At 64.3% G+C, this 14,617-nt stretch carries 13 protein-coding genes; 7 read left to right on the top strand and 6 right to left on the bottom strand.

What is annotated here, in order from left to right; translation table 11 throughout:
• Positions 1-10 precede the first annotated feature (10 nt).
• Positions 11-982, top strand: a complete 972-nt coding sequence (gene egtD / locus QA645_RS15720; protein WP_254194423.1) for an L-histidine N(alpha)-methyltransferase — start codon at positions 11-13, stop codon at positions 980-982.
• Positions 983-1,165: 183 nt separating this feature from the next.
• Here egtD and QA645_RS15715 read toward each other — a convergent pair whose 3' ends face one another.
• Positions 1,166-2,371: a low temperature requirement protein A gene (locus QA645_RS15715; protein WP_283051347.1), complete on the bottom strand. Its 1,206-nt coding sequence runs from the start codon at positions 2,369-2,371 to the stop codon at positions 1,166-1,168.
• A gap of 24 nt (positions 2,372-2,395) precedes the next feature.
• On the bottom strand, positions 2,396-2,632 hold the full coding sequence (locus tag QA645_RS15710) for a BolA family transcriptional regulator (RefSeq protein WP_014494139.1): 237 nt from the start codon (positions 2,630-2,632) through the stop codon (positions 2,396-2,398).
• A 197-nt stretch (positions 2,633-2,829) separates the two neighbouring features.
• On the opposite strand from QA645_RS15710, the gene QA645_RS15705 reads away from it, so the two are divergent.
• Both QA645_RS15705 and QA645_RS15700 read left to right on the top strand, forming a co-directional pair.
• Entirely contained in the window at positions 2,830-3,189 is a 360-nt protein-coding gene (locus QA645_RS15705; RefSeq protein WP_254132501.1) for a DUF427 domain-containing protein, read from the top strand.
• A 65-nt stretch (positions 3,190-3,254) separates the two neighbouring features.
• Complete coding sequence (locus QA645_RS15700) at positions 3,255-4,358, top strand: alpha/beta hydrolase (RefSeq protein ID WP_283051345.1); 1,104 nt, start codon at positions 3,255-3,257, stop codon at positions 4,356-4,358.
• Positions 4,359-4,366: 8 nt separating this feature from the next.
• Here the strand turns inward: QA645_RS15700 and QA645_RS15695 are convergent, their stop codons facing one another.
• Positions 4,367-4,540 (bottom strand): DUF1328 domain-containing protein, encoded by a 174-nt coding sequence (locus QA645_RS15695; protein WP_092228199.1) that lies wholly within the window; start codon positions 4,538-4,540, stop codon positions 4,367-4,369.
• A gap of 187 nt (positions 4,541-4,727) precedes the next feature.
• Here QA645_RS15695 and QA645_RS15690 point away from each other — a divergent pair, with 187 nt between their 5' ends.
• Positions 4,728-5,915, top strand: coding sequence for an acyltransferase (locus tag QA645_RS15690; RefSeq protein ID WP_283051339.1), 1,188 nt, complete (start codon positions 4,728-4,730; stop codon positions 5,913-5,915).
• Between the two features lie 66 nt (positions 5,916-5,981).
• Here QA645_RS15690 and purL read toward each other — a convergent pair whose 3' ends face one another.
• Positions 5,982-8,192, bottom strand: coding sequence for a phosphoribosylformylglycinamidine synthase subunit PurL (gene purL, locus QA645_RS15685; protein WP_283051337.1), 2,211 nt, complete (start codon positions 8,190-8,192; stop codon positions 5,982-5,984).
• A 184-nt stretch (positions 8,193-8,376) separates the two neighbouring features.
• Here purL and QA645_RS15680 point away from each other — a divergent pair, with 184 nt between their 5' ends.
• On the top strand, positions 8,377-8,856 hold the full coding sequence (locus QA645_RS15680) for a PaaI family thioesterase (protein WP_283051335.1): 480 nt from the start codon (positions 8,377-8,379) through the stop codon (positions 8,854-8,856).
• 162 nt (positions 8,857-9,018) lie between these two features.
• Here the strand turns inward: QA645_RS15680 and QA645_RS15675 are convergent, their stop codons facing one another.
• Positions 9,019-10,374: a Gfo/Idh/MocA family oxidoreductase gene (locus QA645_RS15675; RefSeq protein WP_283051333.1), complete on the bottom strand. Its 1,356-nt coding sequence runs from the start codon at positions 10,372-10,374 to the stop codon at positions 9,019-9,021.
• A gap of 138 nt (positions 10,375-10,512) precedes the next feature.
• Entirely contained in the window at positions 10,513-11,418 is a 906-nt protein-coding gene (locus QA645_RS15670) for a LysR substrate-binding domain-containing protein (RefSeq protein ID WP_283051327.1), read from the bottom strand.
• 280 nt (positions 11,419-11,698) lie between these two features.
• On the opposite strand from QA645_RS15670, the gene QA645_RS15665 reads away from it, so the two are divergent.
• Both QA645_RS15665 and QA645_RS15660 read left to right on the top strand, forming a co-directional pair.
• Positions 11,699-12,721, top strand: coding sequence for a TRAP transporter substrate-binding protein (locus QA645_RS15665; protein ID WP_283051324.1), 1,023 nt, complete (start codon positions 11,699-11,701; stop codon positions 12,719-12,721).
• A 14-nt stretch (positions 12,722-12,735) separates the two neighbouring features.
• Positions 12,736-14,598, top strand: a complete 1,863-nt coding sequence (locus QA645_RS15660; RefSeq protein WP_283053211.1) for a TRAP transporter large permease subunit — start codon at positions 12,736-12,738, stop codon at positions 14,596-14,598.
• Positions 14,599-14,617: the final 19 nt, after the last annotated feature.

Genomic DNA, 14,617 nt, shown 5'->3' with positions numbered 1-14,617 from the left:
GGAGAGTATCATGAATGTGCACGCCAGCGCCTTGGCCGAAGCCCATCTCCCCGACGAGCAGACGACCGCCTTCGCCCGCGAGGCCATCGAGGACCTCTCGCAGCAGCCGAAGAAACTGTCGCCGAAATATTTTTATGACGCGACCGGATCGGAGCTGTTCGAGGCGATCACGCGCCTGCCGGAATATTATCCGACGCGTACCGAGCTTGCGATCCTGAAGGAGCGCGGCAGCGAGATCGCAAAGATCATTCCCGAAAATGCCGCGCTAGTCGAATTCGGCGCGGGTGCGACCACAAAAGTTCGTCTGCTGCTGAACCAGTCCAGGTTCGCGGCCTATGTGCCCGTCGATATCTCCGGCGATTTCCTGAAGGCACAGGCCAACGGGCTGAAGCGGGATTTCCCCTCGCTCGGCATCTATCCGGTCGCGGCCGATTTCACCACGCCGTTCGAGCTGCCCAAGGCGGTGGCGTCAATGCCCAAGGTCGGCTTCTTCCCGGGCTCGACCATCGGCAATTTCGAGCCGCATGAGGCACAGGCGTTCTTGAAGAGTGCCCGCCAGATCCTCGGCAAGGGCGCGCAGATGATCATCGGCGCCGACCTCGAGAAAGAGGAGCGTCTGCTCCACGCCGCCTACAACGATGCCGCCGGTGTCACCGCGCGCTTCAACCTCAATGTCCTCGTGCGGATCAACCGCGAGCTCGGCGGCAATTTTGACCTCTCCGCCTTCACCCACGGCGCGATCTACAATCACGACCGGCACCGGATCGAGATGCACCTGATCAGCCGGAAGAGCCAGACCGTGCGCCTGCTCGGCACCAGTTTCTCGTTCCGGCCGGGCGAGAGCATCCACACCGAGAACAGCTACAAATACAGCCTCGAGCGTTTTGCCGCGCTGGCGCACGGCGCCGGATGGCGGGTGCGCGAGAGCTGGACGGACGCGGCGAAGATGTTCTCGGTGCACGCGCTCGAGGCGGCGGAGTAAACGCTCCGGCGCCATCGCATTTCAGAGCGGCTTCCTGCAGCGCATCCTTCGAGACGCCCGCTTCAGGCGGGCTCCTCAGGATGAGGACGGATTGTGCGGCAACAGCTCTAACGGGCACTTATGCTGATCAGCCTCATCCTGAGGAGACCGCGCAGCGGTCGTCTCGAAGGACGAGGCGCTTGCTCAGGCCTCCCCGGATTCCTCCTCGGCCGCTTCCGGCTTCGATCCCAGCGACACCGATTCCCATACCGCGACGACGATCATGATCACGCTCGTCGCGACCGAGAGCCACAGCGGCGAGAGATCGGCGGCGAACCACCACAGCGCCACCAGCAGGATGATGCCGATGCCGTGGGAGAGCTGGAGGAAGCCGCGGATCGAGTGCTTGAACAGGATGGTGCCGACCAGAAACACCAATGGGCCGCCGATCGTGCTCACGATGGTGCGGATGTCGGAATGTCCGGTCGGGTGCTTCAGCACCAGCTCGTCCGAAACCGCGGTCAGGATGATGCCGGCGACGATCGGCATGTGCAGATAGGTGTAGGCGAGCCGCGCCAGCCGGCCGGACTCGGCGCTCTTCGAGATCCGTTCGGAGCCGGCCTCCGCGCCCTTGTGGAAATAGACCCACCACATCGCGACGCTGCCGACAAGGCACGAGACAAAAGCCAGAATGTTGTCCGCGGTCCAGTCCAGCTCGGCGAAGGTCGCGCCGTTGACGACGACGGCTTCACCGAGCGCGATGATGATGAAGCCGGCGCAGCGCTCGGCCATGTGGCCGCCTTCGACGGCCCAGGCCTCGACCGACGAGAAGCCCAGCTTCGGCACCCAGAAACGCACCGCCGGCGAGACGTATTCGATCGTCAACGCCACGATCCAGAACCATAGCCTCTCCTCGCCGTGCGACAGGCCACCGAGGATCCAGAACACCGCGGAGCCGCAGAGCCAGACCAGGATTCGGATTGCGTTGTGGCGCACGGCGGTGCGATGGCGCGGGGTCGCGAACAGCCAGAACGCGGTGCGTCCGACCTGCATGACCGCGTACGCGATCGCAAACCACAGGCCGCGGCCGTCGAACGCGGTCGGGATCGTCGTCGACAGCACGAGGCCGCCGAGCATCATCAGGAAGATCAGGATCCGGACCGGCGTCAGCTCGGGGTTGAGCCAGTTGGTGACCCAGGCGGTGTAGACCCAGACCCACCACACCGCCAGGAACAGCAGCGTGACCTCGACCGCTCCCAGCGGCGCGAAGTGGTGCAGCAGCGTGTGCGAGATCTGCGTGACGGCGAAGACGAAGACGAGGTCGAAGAACAGCTCGGCATTGGTGACGCGGCTGGGCTGGTTCGGCACGATCACGCGAAACATCGCGCCGCGCGGATTGTCGGCCGCCATAACCGCCCCCGTCGCTCGATCAGGTCAGGCGCCAGGTACGCCGGTTTGCAGCGCCAGCGCATGCAGCACGCCGCCCATCTGGCCCTGCAGGGACCGATAGACGATCTGGTGCTGCTGAACGCGGGACTTGCCGCGGAAGGATTCCGAAATCACGGTCGCGGCATAGTGGTCGCCATCGCCGGCGAGGTCACGGATGGTCACCTCGGCATCGGGGATTGCGGCCTTGATCATCGCCTCGATATCGTGGGCGTCCATGGGCATTCGGGTCTTGCTCCTGTCTCGGCATCGAATCGCTTTGCCGGGGGTCCGGATCTGTAAGGCCAAACCTGCCGGCTGGGCCAAACTTAGCGTGAACGGCCTTCTACGTCACGCCTTCAGGCACTATATCCCTGATCCCATCAGGATAAAGGCACGACAAAGTGCCGCGCGCGGCAGATTGAACGAAAAGGCGTGAAATCATGAAGCTTCCCGGGCCGGATCACCCCATCACCATCACCCAAAACCCCCGGCGCGTCCGCGTCACGGCGGGCGATATCGTGATTGCCGAGAGCACCAAGGCGCTGACGCTGAAAGAGGCCAGATATCCGGCAGTGCAATATGTGCCACGCGAGGATGCCAACATGGCGCTGCTGGAGCGCACCGATCGCACCACCCACTGCCCCTATAAGGGGGACGCCAGCTATTACAGCATCAAGGCCAGTGGCAAGACGCTCGATAACGCGATCTGGACCTACGAGACGCCGTTTCCCGCCATGACCGAAATATCAGGCCATCTCGCCTTCTATCCGGACAAGGTGAAGATCGAGGAAGTGGGCTAAGTTCACTGGCGCCGTGACGCCGGGCGATCATCAGGCCGCCTCCCTCAGTCGACATCGGGCATGAGATGCCGCGCAAGGCCGCAAGACTGATTGGGGTCTCGTTGCTGGGATTGGCCGGCGTCCTCGTTGCATTGACCGCTGCCGGACTGGGTTTTCGCGCCTACCGCCAGCATCTAGCCGCCGAAACTCTCGCGATCCGCTCCCCCAACGGCATCCAGGAGGGCGCGTTCGTCGATATCGGCGGCATCAAGCAATGGATTCAAATTCGCGGCGAGGATCGGGATAACCCGGTTCTCCTGTTCGTCCACGGTGGACCTGGAGGCTCAACCTTGGCGATTTCGTCGGGCTGGCGTCCCTGGGAAAGGCATTTCACCGTGGTGCAGTGGGACCAGCGCGGCGCCGGCCGGACCTATGGCGCCGCCGGCGACACGCTCGCGCCAACCATGACGCTGGAGCAAATGACACAGGATGGCATCGAGCTGGCCGAATATCTGCGCGCGCAACTGCACAAGGACAAAATTGTCCTAGTCGGACATTCCTGGGGCTCGTTCCTGGGCATTCACATGGTGAAGAGGCGCCCGGATCTGTTCTCGGCCTATGTCGGCACCGGCCAGGTGGTTGGCAGGGTGACGTTCGAGAAGCAATTCGAGATCACGATCGCGCATCTGCAAGCGTTGGCGCAGTCCGCTGGCAACAGCGAGGCCCAAGCCGAATTGGCACCAATCGTCGCGCGCCCTCTGATCAGTCCACAAAATCGATTGGTTGCGGACAAGTGGAGCAAAGCGCTGGGGCTACCCTCCATTGAGAGCGTCCAGTTGGCGGGTCCCATTCCGCCCCCGTTCATGCCGGATTTCTCGCTGCTGGACTGGTACAACTGGCGCAAAGGCATGGCCTTCTCCGCAAAATATCTGCGCGGACGAGAGGGCTCCATGTTCAAGCGCGACGTCGCCTCGCTGGGACTCGCTTTTTCGATCCCGATGATCTTCATCGAGGGCGATGCGGATGACAACACACCGGGTGGGCCGGCCGAACAACTCTTCAATCAGATCACGGCCCCGCATAAGGAATTTGTCTGGGTGCGCGGCGGCGATCATTTCATTCCGTTCGATCGTCCCGATGAGTTCCTGGCGGAGCTGCTGGCCCACGTCGTGCCGTTCACGCGTAATTGAGAGCGGCGCTACGCTCGGAAGATCGTAAGTCCGAGTATGAGCAGCACCAGGAAGATCACCACGAAAACGTAGAACAGGAAGCGGGCGACATCGGCGGACGCCGCCGAGATGCCGGTGAAGCCGAGCACACCCGCCACGATCGAGATCAGCAGGAAGATCAGTGCCCATTTCAAGATTGTCATCGCAACCAGCTCCGCGACTGCGGGCACCGCAATCGGTGGCCGACACCTGTTTCGGAAACGCTAACCGTGTTGCGCGGAACTGGTTCCTAAATACACGACGCAAGGTTGTCGTGGCACCAACCGCCCTTGGTGAATCGGGTTCCCCGCCGCACATTCCGACCGGCGCGAGGGGGCAATCGGGGCGATCATGATTTCGATGTCACATTCTGCGGCGATCGGCGCGGAGGCGCATGCCGAGCCGAAGGCCAAGGTGCGCAATCTGTCGCTCGACCGCGCCCGCACCTTCCTGACGCTGGTGGTGCTGCTGCATCACGCCGTCATTCCCTACACCTATTTCGGCCACACCGATCCAACCTCCTGGATCGGCTTCGACATCGTCGTGCTCGCCACCGACAGTTTCTTCATGGCGATGTTCTTCTTCCTGTCGGGGCTGTTCACCTGGCCCGGCATCGCGCGCAAGGCGCCGTCGGTCTTCCTGCGCGACCGCCTGCTGCGATTGGGGCTGCCATTCGTGATCGCAGCCTTCACCGTCATTCCGCTCGCCTATTACGCGATCGCGCTGCGCGAACAGGCCGAGCTGACCTTCGCGGCGTTCTGGTGGAAGACGATCACCGTCGGCCCGTGGCCGAGCGGTCCGATCTGGTTCGTCTGGGTGCTGCTCGCATTCGACCTCACCGCAAGCCTGCTCTACCGGGTCTCGGCGCATCTGGTCGATCCCGTCAACCGCATTTCGGTTCGGGGCTTTGAACAGCCGGCCATCTTCTGGCTGCTGCTCACGGTCGTCACGGCCATCGTTTACGTGCCGGCACTGGCCTATTTCGGCGTCAACAAATGGTTCGAGTTCGGGCCGGTCTCGGTGCAGGCGAGCCGCGTGCTGCTCTACTTCACCTATTTCTTCTTCGGCGTCAGCGTTGGGGCTGCGAACCTCAATCACGGCATTCTCGGCGCCGACGGCGAATTGCCGAGGAGCCGCTGGCTCTGGGCGATCGCGACGCTGATCCCTTATTGCGGGATGTGGGGCATGATCTACATCAAGCGCGGAATCCTGGGCAATCCGGAGGTGCTGCCGGGTTGGTACCAGGCCATCTACGGCACGTTCTTCGTGCTGTTCTCGGCCGCGATCCTGCTCGCGATCCTCGCCTTCTTCCTGCATGCGAAGACGCCGGGACCGACGTTGCTCGACCGCATGCAGGCGGATGCCTATGGCATGTTCCTGGTGCACTACCCGATCGCGCTGTGGACCCAGTACGTCCTGTTCGACTACGGACTGCCGGCCATCGTGAAGGCCGCGATCGGCTTCGTGCTCACGGTGATTTTGAGCTGGGGCCTGACGGCGGCGTTGCGGAAGCTTCCGGGCGCGTCGCACGTGTTGTAGACGTGCTCGTAGCCCGGATTTCGCTACGCTCCATCCGGGCTACGGGACTGAAGTTGTGGCGGTGCCTTACGCCGCCTTGCCCCCCATATAATCCGGCAACCAGCGCTCGTGCGACGTCTTCAGTGCGTCGATCGACACGGGCGTCTCGCCTGCGATCGAGATCGTATCGCCACCGGTGGTGCCGATGCGCACGCAGGGCACCTCGCAGCCGCGCATCTTGGCGAGCACCCGGCCGGCTTCCGTTTCCGGCACGGTGACGAGATAGCGCGCCTGGTCCTCGCCGAACCAATAGGCATGCGAGACCAGCGACGTCGGCGCCGCCAGCAGCTTTGCACCGATGCCACCAGCCATCGCCATTTCGGCGAGCGCAATCAGCAGGCCACCGTCGGAGAGATCGTGCACGGCGGTCGCAGTGCCCGCATGGATCATGCCGCGCACGCAGTCGCCGTTGCGCTTCTCGGCCGCAAGATCGACCGGCGGCGGTGCGCCCTCCTCGCGACCGCAGATGTCGCGCAGGTAGACGGACTGGCCGAGCCAGCCATGGGTGTCGCCGACCAGCAGGATCGCCTCGCCCTCGGCCTTGAAGGCGAGCGATGCAGACTTGGTGAAATCGTCGAGCAGGCCGACGCCGCCGATCGAGGGCGTCGGCAGGATCGCGCGGCCGTTGGTCTCGTTGTAGAGCGAGACGTTGCCGGACACGACCGGGAAGTCGAGCGTGCGGCAGGCTTCCGAGATGCCCTTCAGGCAACCGACGAACTGGCCCATGATCTCGGGCCGCTCAGGATTGCCGAAATTGAGGTTGTCGGTGATCGCGAGCGGCTTGCCGCCGACAGCGGTGATGTTGCGCCAGGCTTCCGCCACCGCCTGCTTGCCGCCCTCGAACGGATCGGCCTCGCAATAGCGCGGCGTGACGTCGACGGTCAGCGCCAGCCCCTTCGGCCCGTCCTGCACGCGCACGACGGCGGCGTCGCCGCCGGGGCGCTGCATGGTGTTGCCGAGGATGACGTGGTCGTACTGCTCCCATACCCAGCGCTTGCTGCACATATCGGGCGTGCCGATCAGCTTCTCCAGCGCGCTACCTACGCCCATCGGCGCCGGCACTTCGCGCGCATGCACGGTCGGCAGCGCGGCGGAAGGGACATGCGGACGGTCATAGAGCGGCGCCTCGTCGCCGAGCTCCTTGATCGGCAGGTCGGCCATGACGTCGCCGCCATGCTTGACCACGAAGCGCTTGCTCGGCGTGGTGTAGCCGACCACGGCGAAATCGAGGCCCCATTTCTTGAAGATCGCCTCGGCTTCCTGTTCCTTCTCGGGCTTGAGCACCATGAGCATGCGCTCCTGGCTTTCCGAGAGCATCATCTCGTAGGCGCTCATGCCGGTCTCGCGGGTCGGCACCGCGTCGAGATCGAGGTCGACGCCGAGGTCGCCCTTGGCGCCCATCTCGACCGCCGAGCAGGTCAGGCCCGCCGCGCCCATGTCCTGGATCGCGATGACGCAGCCCTTCTCCATGATCTCGAGGCAGGCCTCGAGCAGCAGTTTCTCGGCGAAGGGATCGCCGACCTGCACGGTCGGGCGCTTCTCCTCGGACTTGTCGTCGAATTCGGCCGAGGCCATCGAGGCGCCGTGGATACCGTCGCGGCCGGTCTTGGAGCCGAGATAGACGATCGGCATGTTCACGCCGGAGGCGGCCGCATAGAAGATCTTGTCGGCGTCGGCGAGGCCGACCGCCATCGCGTTGACGAGGATGTTGCCGTCATAGCGGGTGTGGAAGCGCACCTGGCCGCCGACCGTCGGCACGCCGAAGGAATTGCCGTAGCCGCCGACACCGGCAACGACGCCGGAGACGAGATGACGAGTTTTCGCATGCTCGGGCGCGCCAAAACTCAGCGCGTTGAGGCAGGCGATCGGGCGCGCGCCCATGGTGAAGACGTCGCGCAAAATGCCGCCGACGCCGGTGGTCGCGCCCTGGTAGGGCTCGATGTAGCTCGGATGGTTGTGGCTCTCCATCTTGAAGACCACGGCCTGGCCGTCGCCGATGTCGATCACGCCGGCGTTCTCGCCGGGACCCTGGATCACCCAGGGCGCCTTGGTCGGCAGGCCCTTCAGGTGGATGCGCGAGGATTTGTACGAGCAGTGCTCGTTCCACATCGCCGAGAAGATGCCGAGCTCGGTGAAGGTCGGCTCCCGCCCGATCAGCTTCAGGATGCGCTCGTACTCGTCGGGCTTGAGCCCGTGGGCGGCAACCAGTTCGGGGGTGATCTTGGGTTCGTTCTTCATGGATTCGGGGCTTTCGGCGGGCGTTTGGCCGTTCTTAGGAACATCGGGGGCTCTCGAAAAGCCCTTTATGAGGCATTTTCCCGCTGTCCCACGTTTTGCAAGCGGGGTCGGCGGGAACGGGAATTGCAAGGCGCTGACGGATCGGATTTAAGGGCTAAAGACCCGTAATTGAAGGCCCATTTCCTTGCACGAATTGACCAAAGTCCCCTCCACCCGCCGTCCCGACCTGCACGTCGCCACCGAGGGCGAGTTCAAGGGCTGGCGGACCTGGATTCGCGATAGTTTTGAGAGCCATATCGGCCCGTTCTGGCACAAGGTCGAGGACGACGGCAGCGTCCGCTCGGCGTTCCGGGTCGAGAAAAAGCACCTCAACGGCTCCGGGAACGTCCATGGCGGCTGCTTCATGGCCTTCGCCGACTATTGCCTGTTCGCCATCGCCACCCACGAGCTGGACGGTCCGGCCGTGACGACCAATTTCGCCTGCGATTTCCTCGACGCAGCCCGCGAGGGCGAGCTGGTCGAATGCACCGGCGAAGTGTCCCGCGCCGGCGGCTCGCTGATCTTCCTGCGCGGCAAGCTGACCTCGGCCGGGCGGCCGCTGTTCACCTTCTCCGGCACGATCAAGCGGGTGAAGCGGAAGCCGGCCGTGCCGGCAAACGCATAGCCTCGCAGCTTCCCGTTTGGCACGCCCTCGCCCGGGGTTATCTCGGCCGGCTCGTCACACTGACCGCGAATGCGCAAGCGGACTCGCGCATTCCGATCGGATGGGCCTCTGCCATTGGCGATGACAAGGGAAAATTTCGGTTGTCACCGCCCATTGCTCCAATCAAGCAGCGACGTTCGGCTGCCGGAAGGCCGCTTCCATCTCGCGGCGCACCCGCACGGCGAGACTGTTGGGATCGTACTCCACGTCTTCCCATTTCAGGCGCTGGCCCGGCTCGATGTCGGTCTTGAGCTTGACATGGTGGGCGAGGCCGAGCGGCAGATAGCCCTGCTTCAGTGACGCGTCGGCCGGGGTCTGCTTGCCCCAGACGCAGAAGCCGCCCTCGCCGTCGAGCATCTCGCCGGCCTTCAGCTTGCGCTTGGCGGTCGCGACCACGTCGGAGTTGAAGACGATCGGCGCGCCGGTGGGCTCCTTGCGCAGCGCCGCGGAGGCCACGGAGATGCCGAGCTCGAGCCCGATCATGTGGATCGGCCGATACAGCGAGGCATATTTGCCGGTCTTGTCCGGCAGCATGCTGTATTCGCGGAAGCATTCCTCCGAATAGGCGCTGTCGGTCTCGAACACGACATAGGTGCCCATCACGAGGCTCTGCGGCACGTCGGTGCCGTCGCGATAGACCGAGGATGTCACCTCGGTGACGCCTGATCTCTCCAGCGTGCCGCCGTCGGATTTCGGCTTGCAGATTTCGGCGTGCTCGAAGCGCGTGGCCGGCGGGAAGGACAAGCCTTCGCTCTGCGCATGCAACCCGGTCGCGTTGCACACCGCGGTCATCTCGATACCCGACTTGGTGCCGTCGACGAACGAGTTGAACATCTTCGGATTGATCGAGTTGCGATCCTTGATCTTCATGTATTTGTCGAGGATGTCCCAGACCGTATCCGGCGTCGACTGATGATAGGTCGGGTGATAGCGCGTGCCCTTGCCGGCGGCGACGACCTTGAATCCGGCCGCACGTGCCCAATCGACGTGATCGGCGATCAGTGCCGGCTGGTCGCCCCAGGCCAGCGAATAGACCACGCCGGCCTGCCGTGCCTTGCGCGCCAGGATCGGGCCTGCGACAGCGTCCGCCTCGACATTGACCATCACAATGTGCTTGCCGTTCTCGATCGCCTTCATCGCGAAGCCGATGCCGGCGCCGGGATCGCCCGTCGCCTCGATGATCACCTCGATGGCAGGATGGGTGATCAGCGCGTCGGCGTTGTCGGTGACGATGGTGCGGCCGTGCTTGAGCGCATCGTCGATCGTAGCAGCCGCATATTGTTCCTCGGGCCAGCAACCGAGCTTGAGCTGGGAACGGGCGCGCGAGGTGTTCAGGTCGGCGACGCCGACGAGATGCATGCCGTCGGTCTGGCGCACCTGCGACAGGAACATCAGGCCGAATTTTCCGGCGCCGATCAGGCCAATGGTAACGGGCCTGCCGGCCGCCTTGCGCTCCAGCAGCATGCGATGAAGATTCATCTGGATTTCCTCAAGCGTTCCTCGGGTGACGGCGTTGTTGCAGCCGTGAACTCCGGCCGCGCTCGCCTTGTACCGAAACGTTAGGCAGCGCCGAATCCGAGGGCAATTCAGATTATCTGCCGCGACGATGTAGGCGCGCTAAACAATCGACACAGCCTGCCGTGCGCTCCAGGCATCGCGTTCCCCGCGCAACCAATCGAGGAAGGTGCGGGTCTTGCGGTGGCGCAGATGGCCATGCGGGCAGACGATCCACTGCGTGGTCAGCACGACCTCCGGCGGATTCCTGACCGGGCAGACCAGGCGGCCGTCGCGCAATTCGCGCCAAGCCAGCAGCTCGCTCTCCAGCCCGATGCCGAGCCCGTCGACGGCAGCGTCGATCGCCATGTGGCTGCGGTCGAACAGCACGCGCTTCCAGCGCTCTGCAGGCTCGATGCCGGCCTCCATGAACCAGCGCGGCCATTGCATCTGCGATTTCACCGAATGGATCAGCCGGTGCTTGAGCAGGTCCTGGGCCGAGAGGCTGCCCTCCGCGAGAAACGAAGGCGCGCACAGCGGGAAGAATCGCTCCTTGCCGAGGCTTTCCACGAACAGGCCGGCCCAGCCGCCTTCGCCATGGCGGATCTCGAGGTCGACATTCTCCTTGCGGAAATCGGTCGGCTCATTGGTGCCGTCGAGCCGCAATTCGATGTCCGGATTGGCGTCGACGAAGCTTGCCAGCCGGGGCAGCAGCCATTTGCTCGACACGCTCGGCGCGGCACGCACCGTCAATGTGGTCGCCGAACGGATGCCGCGAACGTGCTGCGTCACGTCGGTGACGTGCTCGATCTCGCGGCTGATCATCTCGAAATAGCGCTCACCGGCTTCCGTCAGCGTGATGTTGCGCCCGACCCGCGACGTCAGCGCCGTGCCGAGATGCAGCTCCAGCGCCTGGATCTGCTGGCTGACGGCCGACGGCGTCACCCGCAATTCGTCCGCCGCACGGGAAATGCTGCCCGCGCGCGCCACCGCGTGGAAGACGATGATGGCGCGGAACGGTATCTGCATCGGGAAACCTTTTAGGCCAGCTAAAGTGACGGCGAATATAATTCAATTGTCGTGCATGACCAGCGATCTAGGCTTCAACCTCAAGGCAACCCGCGACAGACGGGTGCCAAAGAGGAAACAGGACCGCGCAAGCAGCCGGTCCGCCCGGGGGAAGGAACGCAAGGCTCAAGCCCTTTCACCAGCTCCAGCGATTTTGACGACCGGCGCAGCAAGGCCTGTGCGCGGCAACGAACACGTGCGCCGACAAGGCGCCGCAGGGATCATCAAGGGAGGACCAAAGATGTCGGGCAAAAGCCACAGGATTTCACGCCGCAATTTCATGGTCGCGGCTGCCGCCGTGCCGCTGGTCGCGATCCGCACCAGGCCAGCGCAGGCCGCGGAGTTCGAATACAAGCTCGCCACGGGCCAGTCGCTGACGCAGCCGATCAACACCCGCCTCGATCAGGCGGTGAAACGGATCAGGGAAGCGAGTGGCGGCCGGCTGGAGCTCAAGTTCTTCCCGGCCTCGCAGCTCGGCTCGGACACCGACCTCTTGACCCAGATCCGCAGCGGCGGCGTCGATTTCCTCAACATCGCCGGCTCCGTCCTGTCGACGGTGGCGCCGATCGCCGGCATCGCCAATGTCGGCTTTGCGTTCTCGGACTACGGCCAGGTCTGGAATGCGATGGACGGCGACCTCGGCAAGCTGATCGCCACGCAGATCGAGAAGACCGGCGCACTGGTGATGGCCAAACCCGCCGACAACACGTTCCGGCAGATTTCGTCGTTCACCAAGCCGATCAAGACGCCGGCCGATCTTGCCAGCTACCGCATCCGTGTGCCGGTGTCGCCGATCTTCACCTCGCTGTTCAAGTCGCTCGGCGCCAATCCAACCTCGATCAACTTCAATGAATTGTACACGGCATTGCAAACCCATCTCGTCGACGGCCAGGAGAACGGCCTCGTCACCATCGAGGCCGGCAAGATCTACGAGGTGCAGAAGTACATCTCCGAGACCAACCATATCTGGGATCCGTTCTTCATCCTCGGCAACCGCCGCTCGGTCAAAGCGCTGCCCGACGAATTGCAGGCGCTGGTCCGCAAGGAATTCGATCAGGCCGCGATGGAGCAGCGCGCGGACACCGCAAAACTCAATCTGACGCTCAAGGACCAGCTGATCGCCAAGGGCATCACCTTCGAGGCCTCCGACAAGGAAGCGTTCCGCAAGGAGCTGTCGGCCGCCGGCTTCTACAAGGAATGGCGCGGCAAGTTCGGCGAAGACAATTGGAAGACGCTGGAGGCAGCGGCGGGAGCACTGGCATGAGCGCAGTGATCGACATGTCGGAAACCGCGACGCTCGGCAAGGCCCAGCCGTTGCGCGGCCGCTGGCTGGAGCAGTCGCTGCGCTGGCTGGTGGAGATCCCCGCGGCGATCGCCGTCGTCGCCGAAGTCATCATCCTGTTCGCCGGCATCGTGGCGCGCGGGATCTTTCATCGGCCAATCATCTGGTCGGACGAGCTCGCCTCCATCCTGTTCCTGTGGCTGGCGATGCTCGGCAGCGCGATCGCCGTGCAGCGCTCGGCGCATATGCGCCTGACCTTCTTCACCTCGTATCTGTCGCCACGTGTCGAGGCCTGGGCGTCGACGCTCGCCGCGGGCGCCGTCGCGCTGTTCCTCGCGATCATCCTGCATCCGGCGCTGGACTATGTCGAAGACCAGGCCTTCGTGGAGACGCCGGCGCTTGGCTGGTCCGGCATGATCCGCGCGGCCGCCATTCCCGTCGGTTGCGTCATCGCGCTCGCCAGCATCTGCCTCACCCTCGTCAAGCGGTCGGCGAAGGACCTGCTTGCCGTGACCGTCCTGTTTGCGGCAATTGCAGGCGCACTCTATCTCGCAGGTCCCTCGCTGAAGCCGCTCGGCAACTGGAACCTGCTGATCTTCTTCGTCGGCCTGCTCGGCTGCGCCGTGATGGCCGGCGTGCCGATCGCGTTTTCCTTTTGTCTGGCGACCGTCGCCTTCCTGCTCACCACCACGCGGACGCCGCTGCTGGTCGTGGTCGGGCGGATCGACGAGGGCATGAGCTCGCTCATTTTGCTCGCGGTGCCGCTGTTCGTGCTGCTCGGGCAGTTGGTCGAGCAGACCGGCATGGCGCGCGTCATGGTCGCGTTCCTGGCGTCGGTGCTCGGCCATATCAGAGGCGGGCTATCCTATGTGATGTTAGGGGCCATGCTGCTGGTCTCCGGCATCTCCGGCTCCAAGACCGCCGACATGGCGGCGATCGCGCCGGTGCTGTTTCCCGAGATGCGCAAGCGCGGCATGAAGGATGGTGAGCTGGTGTCGCTGCTGGCGGCGTCAGGTGCGATGAGCGAGACCATTCCGCCGTCGATCGTGCTGATCGCGATCGCCTCCGTCACCGGCGTGTCGATCGCGGCGCTGTTCACCGCCGGCATCCTGCCCGGCATCGTGCTGGCGATCGTGCTCGCTTTCGTCGCGCGCTACCGGGCGGGCGGGGAGGAGAACGCCGCGCTCAAGGTGGCGCGGGCGCCGATGTCGGTGGTGGCGAAGACGTTGTGGGCGGCATTGCCGGCGCTGGCGTTGCCGTTCCTGATCCGCAGCGCGGTGGTCGAGGGTTATGCCACCGCGACCGAGGTCTCGACCATCGGCATCGCCTACTGCCTCGTGCTCGGCCTGATCGTCTATCGCGGCAGCCTGGCCTGGAAGAACGTGCTGCCGATGCTGGTGCAGACCGCCTCGCTGTCCGGCTCGATCCTGTTCATCGTGGGAGCTGCGAGTGCGATGGCCTGGGCGCTGGCGCAATCCGGCTTCTCACATGATCTGGCGGCGCGCATGGCCGGCGTGCCCGGCGGCGCCTACGGCTTCCTGCTGATCTCGGTGATCGCCTTCATCGTGCTCGGCAGCGTGCTGGAGGGGATTCCGGCGATCGTGCTGTTTGGCCCGCTGCTGTTCCCGGTGGCCGCAACGTTCGGCATCAACGAGGTGCACTATGCAATGGTGGTGATCCTCGCCATGGGCCTCGGCCTGTTCGCGCCGCCGTTCGGCCTCTGCTACTACGCCGCTTGCACCATCGGCGGCGTGTCGCCCGATGCCGGCATGCGCCGGATCTGGATCTATCTCGCCTGGCTGTTCCTGGGCCTGCTCCTGATCACCTTCGTGCCCTGGATATCGCTGGTCTTTCTATGAGGGTCACACGATGGAGGTC

This window comes from Bradyrhizobium sp. CIAT3101 (genome assembly GCF_029714945.1).
Taxonomy (GTDB): domain Bacteria; phylum Pseudomonadota; class Alphaproteobacteria; order Rhizobiales; family Xanthobacteraceae; genus Bradyrhizobium.
Note: the sequence above shows the minus strand (reverse complement) of the source record. Positions and strands in the feature narration are given on the sequence as shown.

Excerpts from the sequence above, each read along its gene's own strand:
- egtD (WP_254194423.1), top strand. The coding sequence starts at position 11 with ATGAATGTGCACGCCAGCGCCTTGGCCGAAGCCCATCTCCCCGACGAG.
- QA645_RS15715 (WP_283051347.1), bottom strand. The coding sequence starts at position 2,371 with ATGGCGGCCGACAATCCGCGCGGCGCGATGTTTCGCGTGATCGTGCCG.
- QA645_RS15710 (WP_014494139.1), bottom strand. The coding sequence starts at position 2,632 with ATGCCCATGGACGCCCACGATATCGAGGCGATGATCAAGGCCGCAATC.
- QA645_RS15705 (WP_254132501.1), top strand. The coding sequence starts at position 2,830 with ATGAAGCTTCCCGGGCCGGATCACCCCATCACCATCACCCAAAACCCC.
- QA645_RS15700 (WP_283051345.1), top strand. The coding sequence starts at position 3,255 with ATGCCGCGCAAGGCCGCAAGACTGATTGGGGTCTCGTTGCTGGGATTG.
- QA645_RS15695 (WP_092228199.1), bottom strand. The coding sequence starts at position 4,540 with ATGACAATCTTGAAATGGGCACTGATCTTCCTGCTGATCTCGATCGTG.
- QA645_RS15690 (WP_283051339.1), top strand. The coding sequence starts at position 4,728 with ATGATTTCGATGTCACATTCTGCGGCGATCGGCGCGGAGGCGCATGCC.
- purL (WP_283051337.1), bottom strand. The coding sequence starts at position 8,192 with ATGAAGAACGAACCCAAGATCACCCCCGAACTGGTTGCCGCCCACGGG.
- QA645_RS15675 (WP_283051333.1), bottom strand. The coding sequence starts at position 10,374 with ATGAATCTTCATCGCATGCTGCTGGAGCGCAAGGCGGCCGGCAGGCCC.
- QA645_RS15670 (WP_283051327.1), bottom strand. The coding sequence starts at position 11,418 with ATGCAGATACCGTTCCGCGCCATCATCGTCTTCCACGCGGTGGCGCGC.
- QA645_RS15665 (WP_283051324.1), top strand. The coding sequence starts at position 11,699 with ATGTCGGGCAAAAGCCACAGGATTTCACGCCGCAATTTCATGGTCGCG.
- QA645_RS15660 (WP_283053211.1), top strand. The coding sequence starts at position 12,736 with ATGTCGGAAACCGCGACGCTCGGCAAGGCCCAGCCGTTGCGCGGCCGC.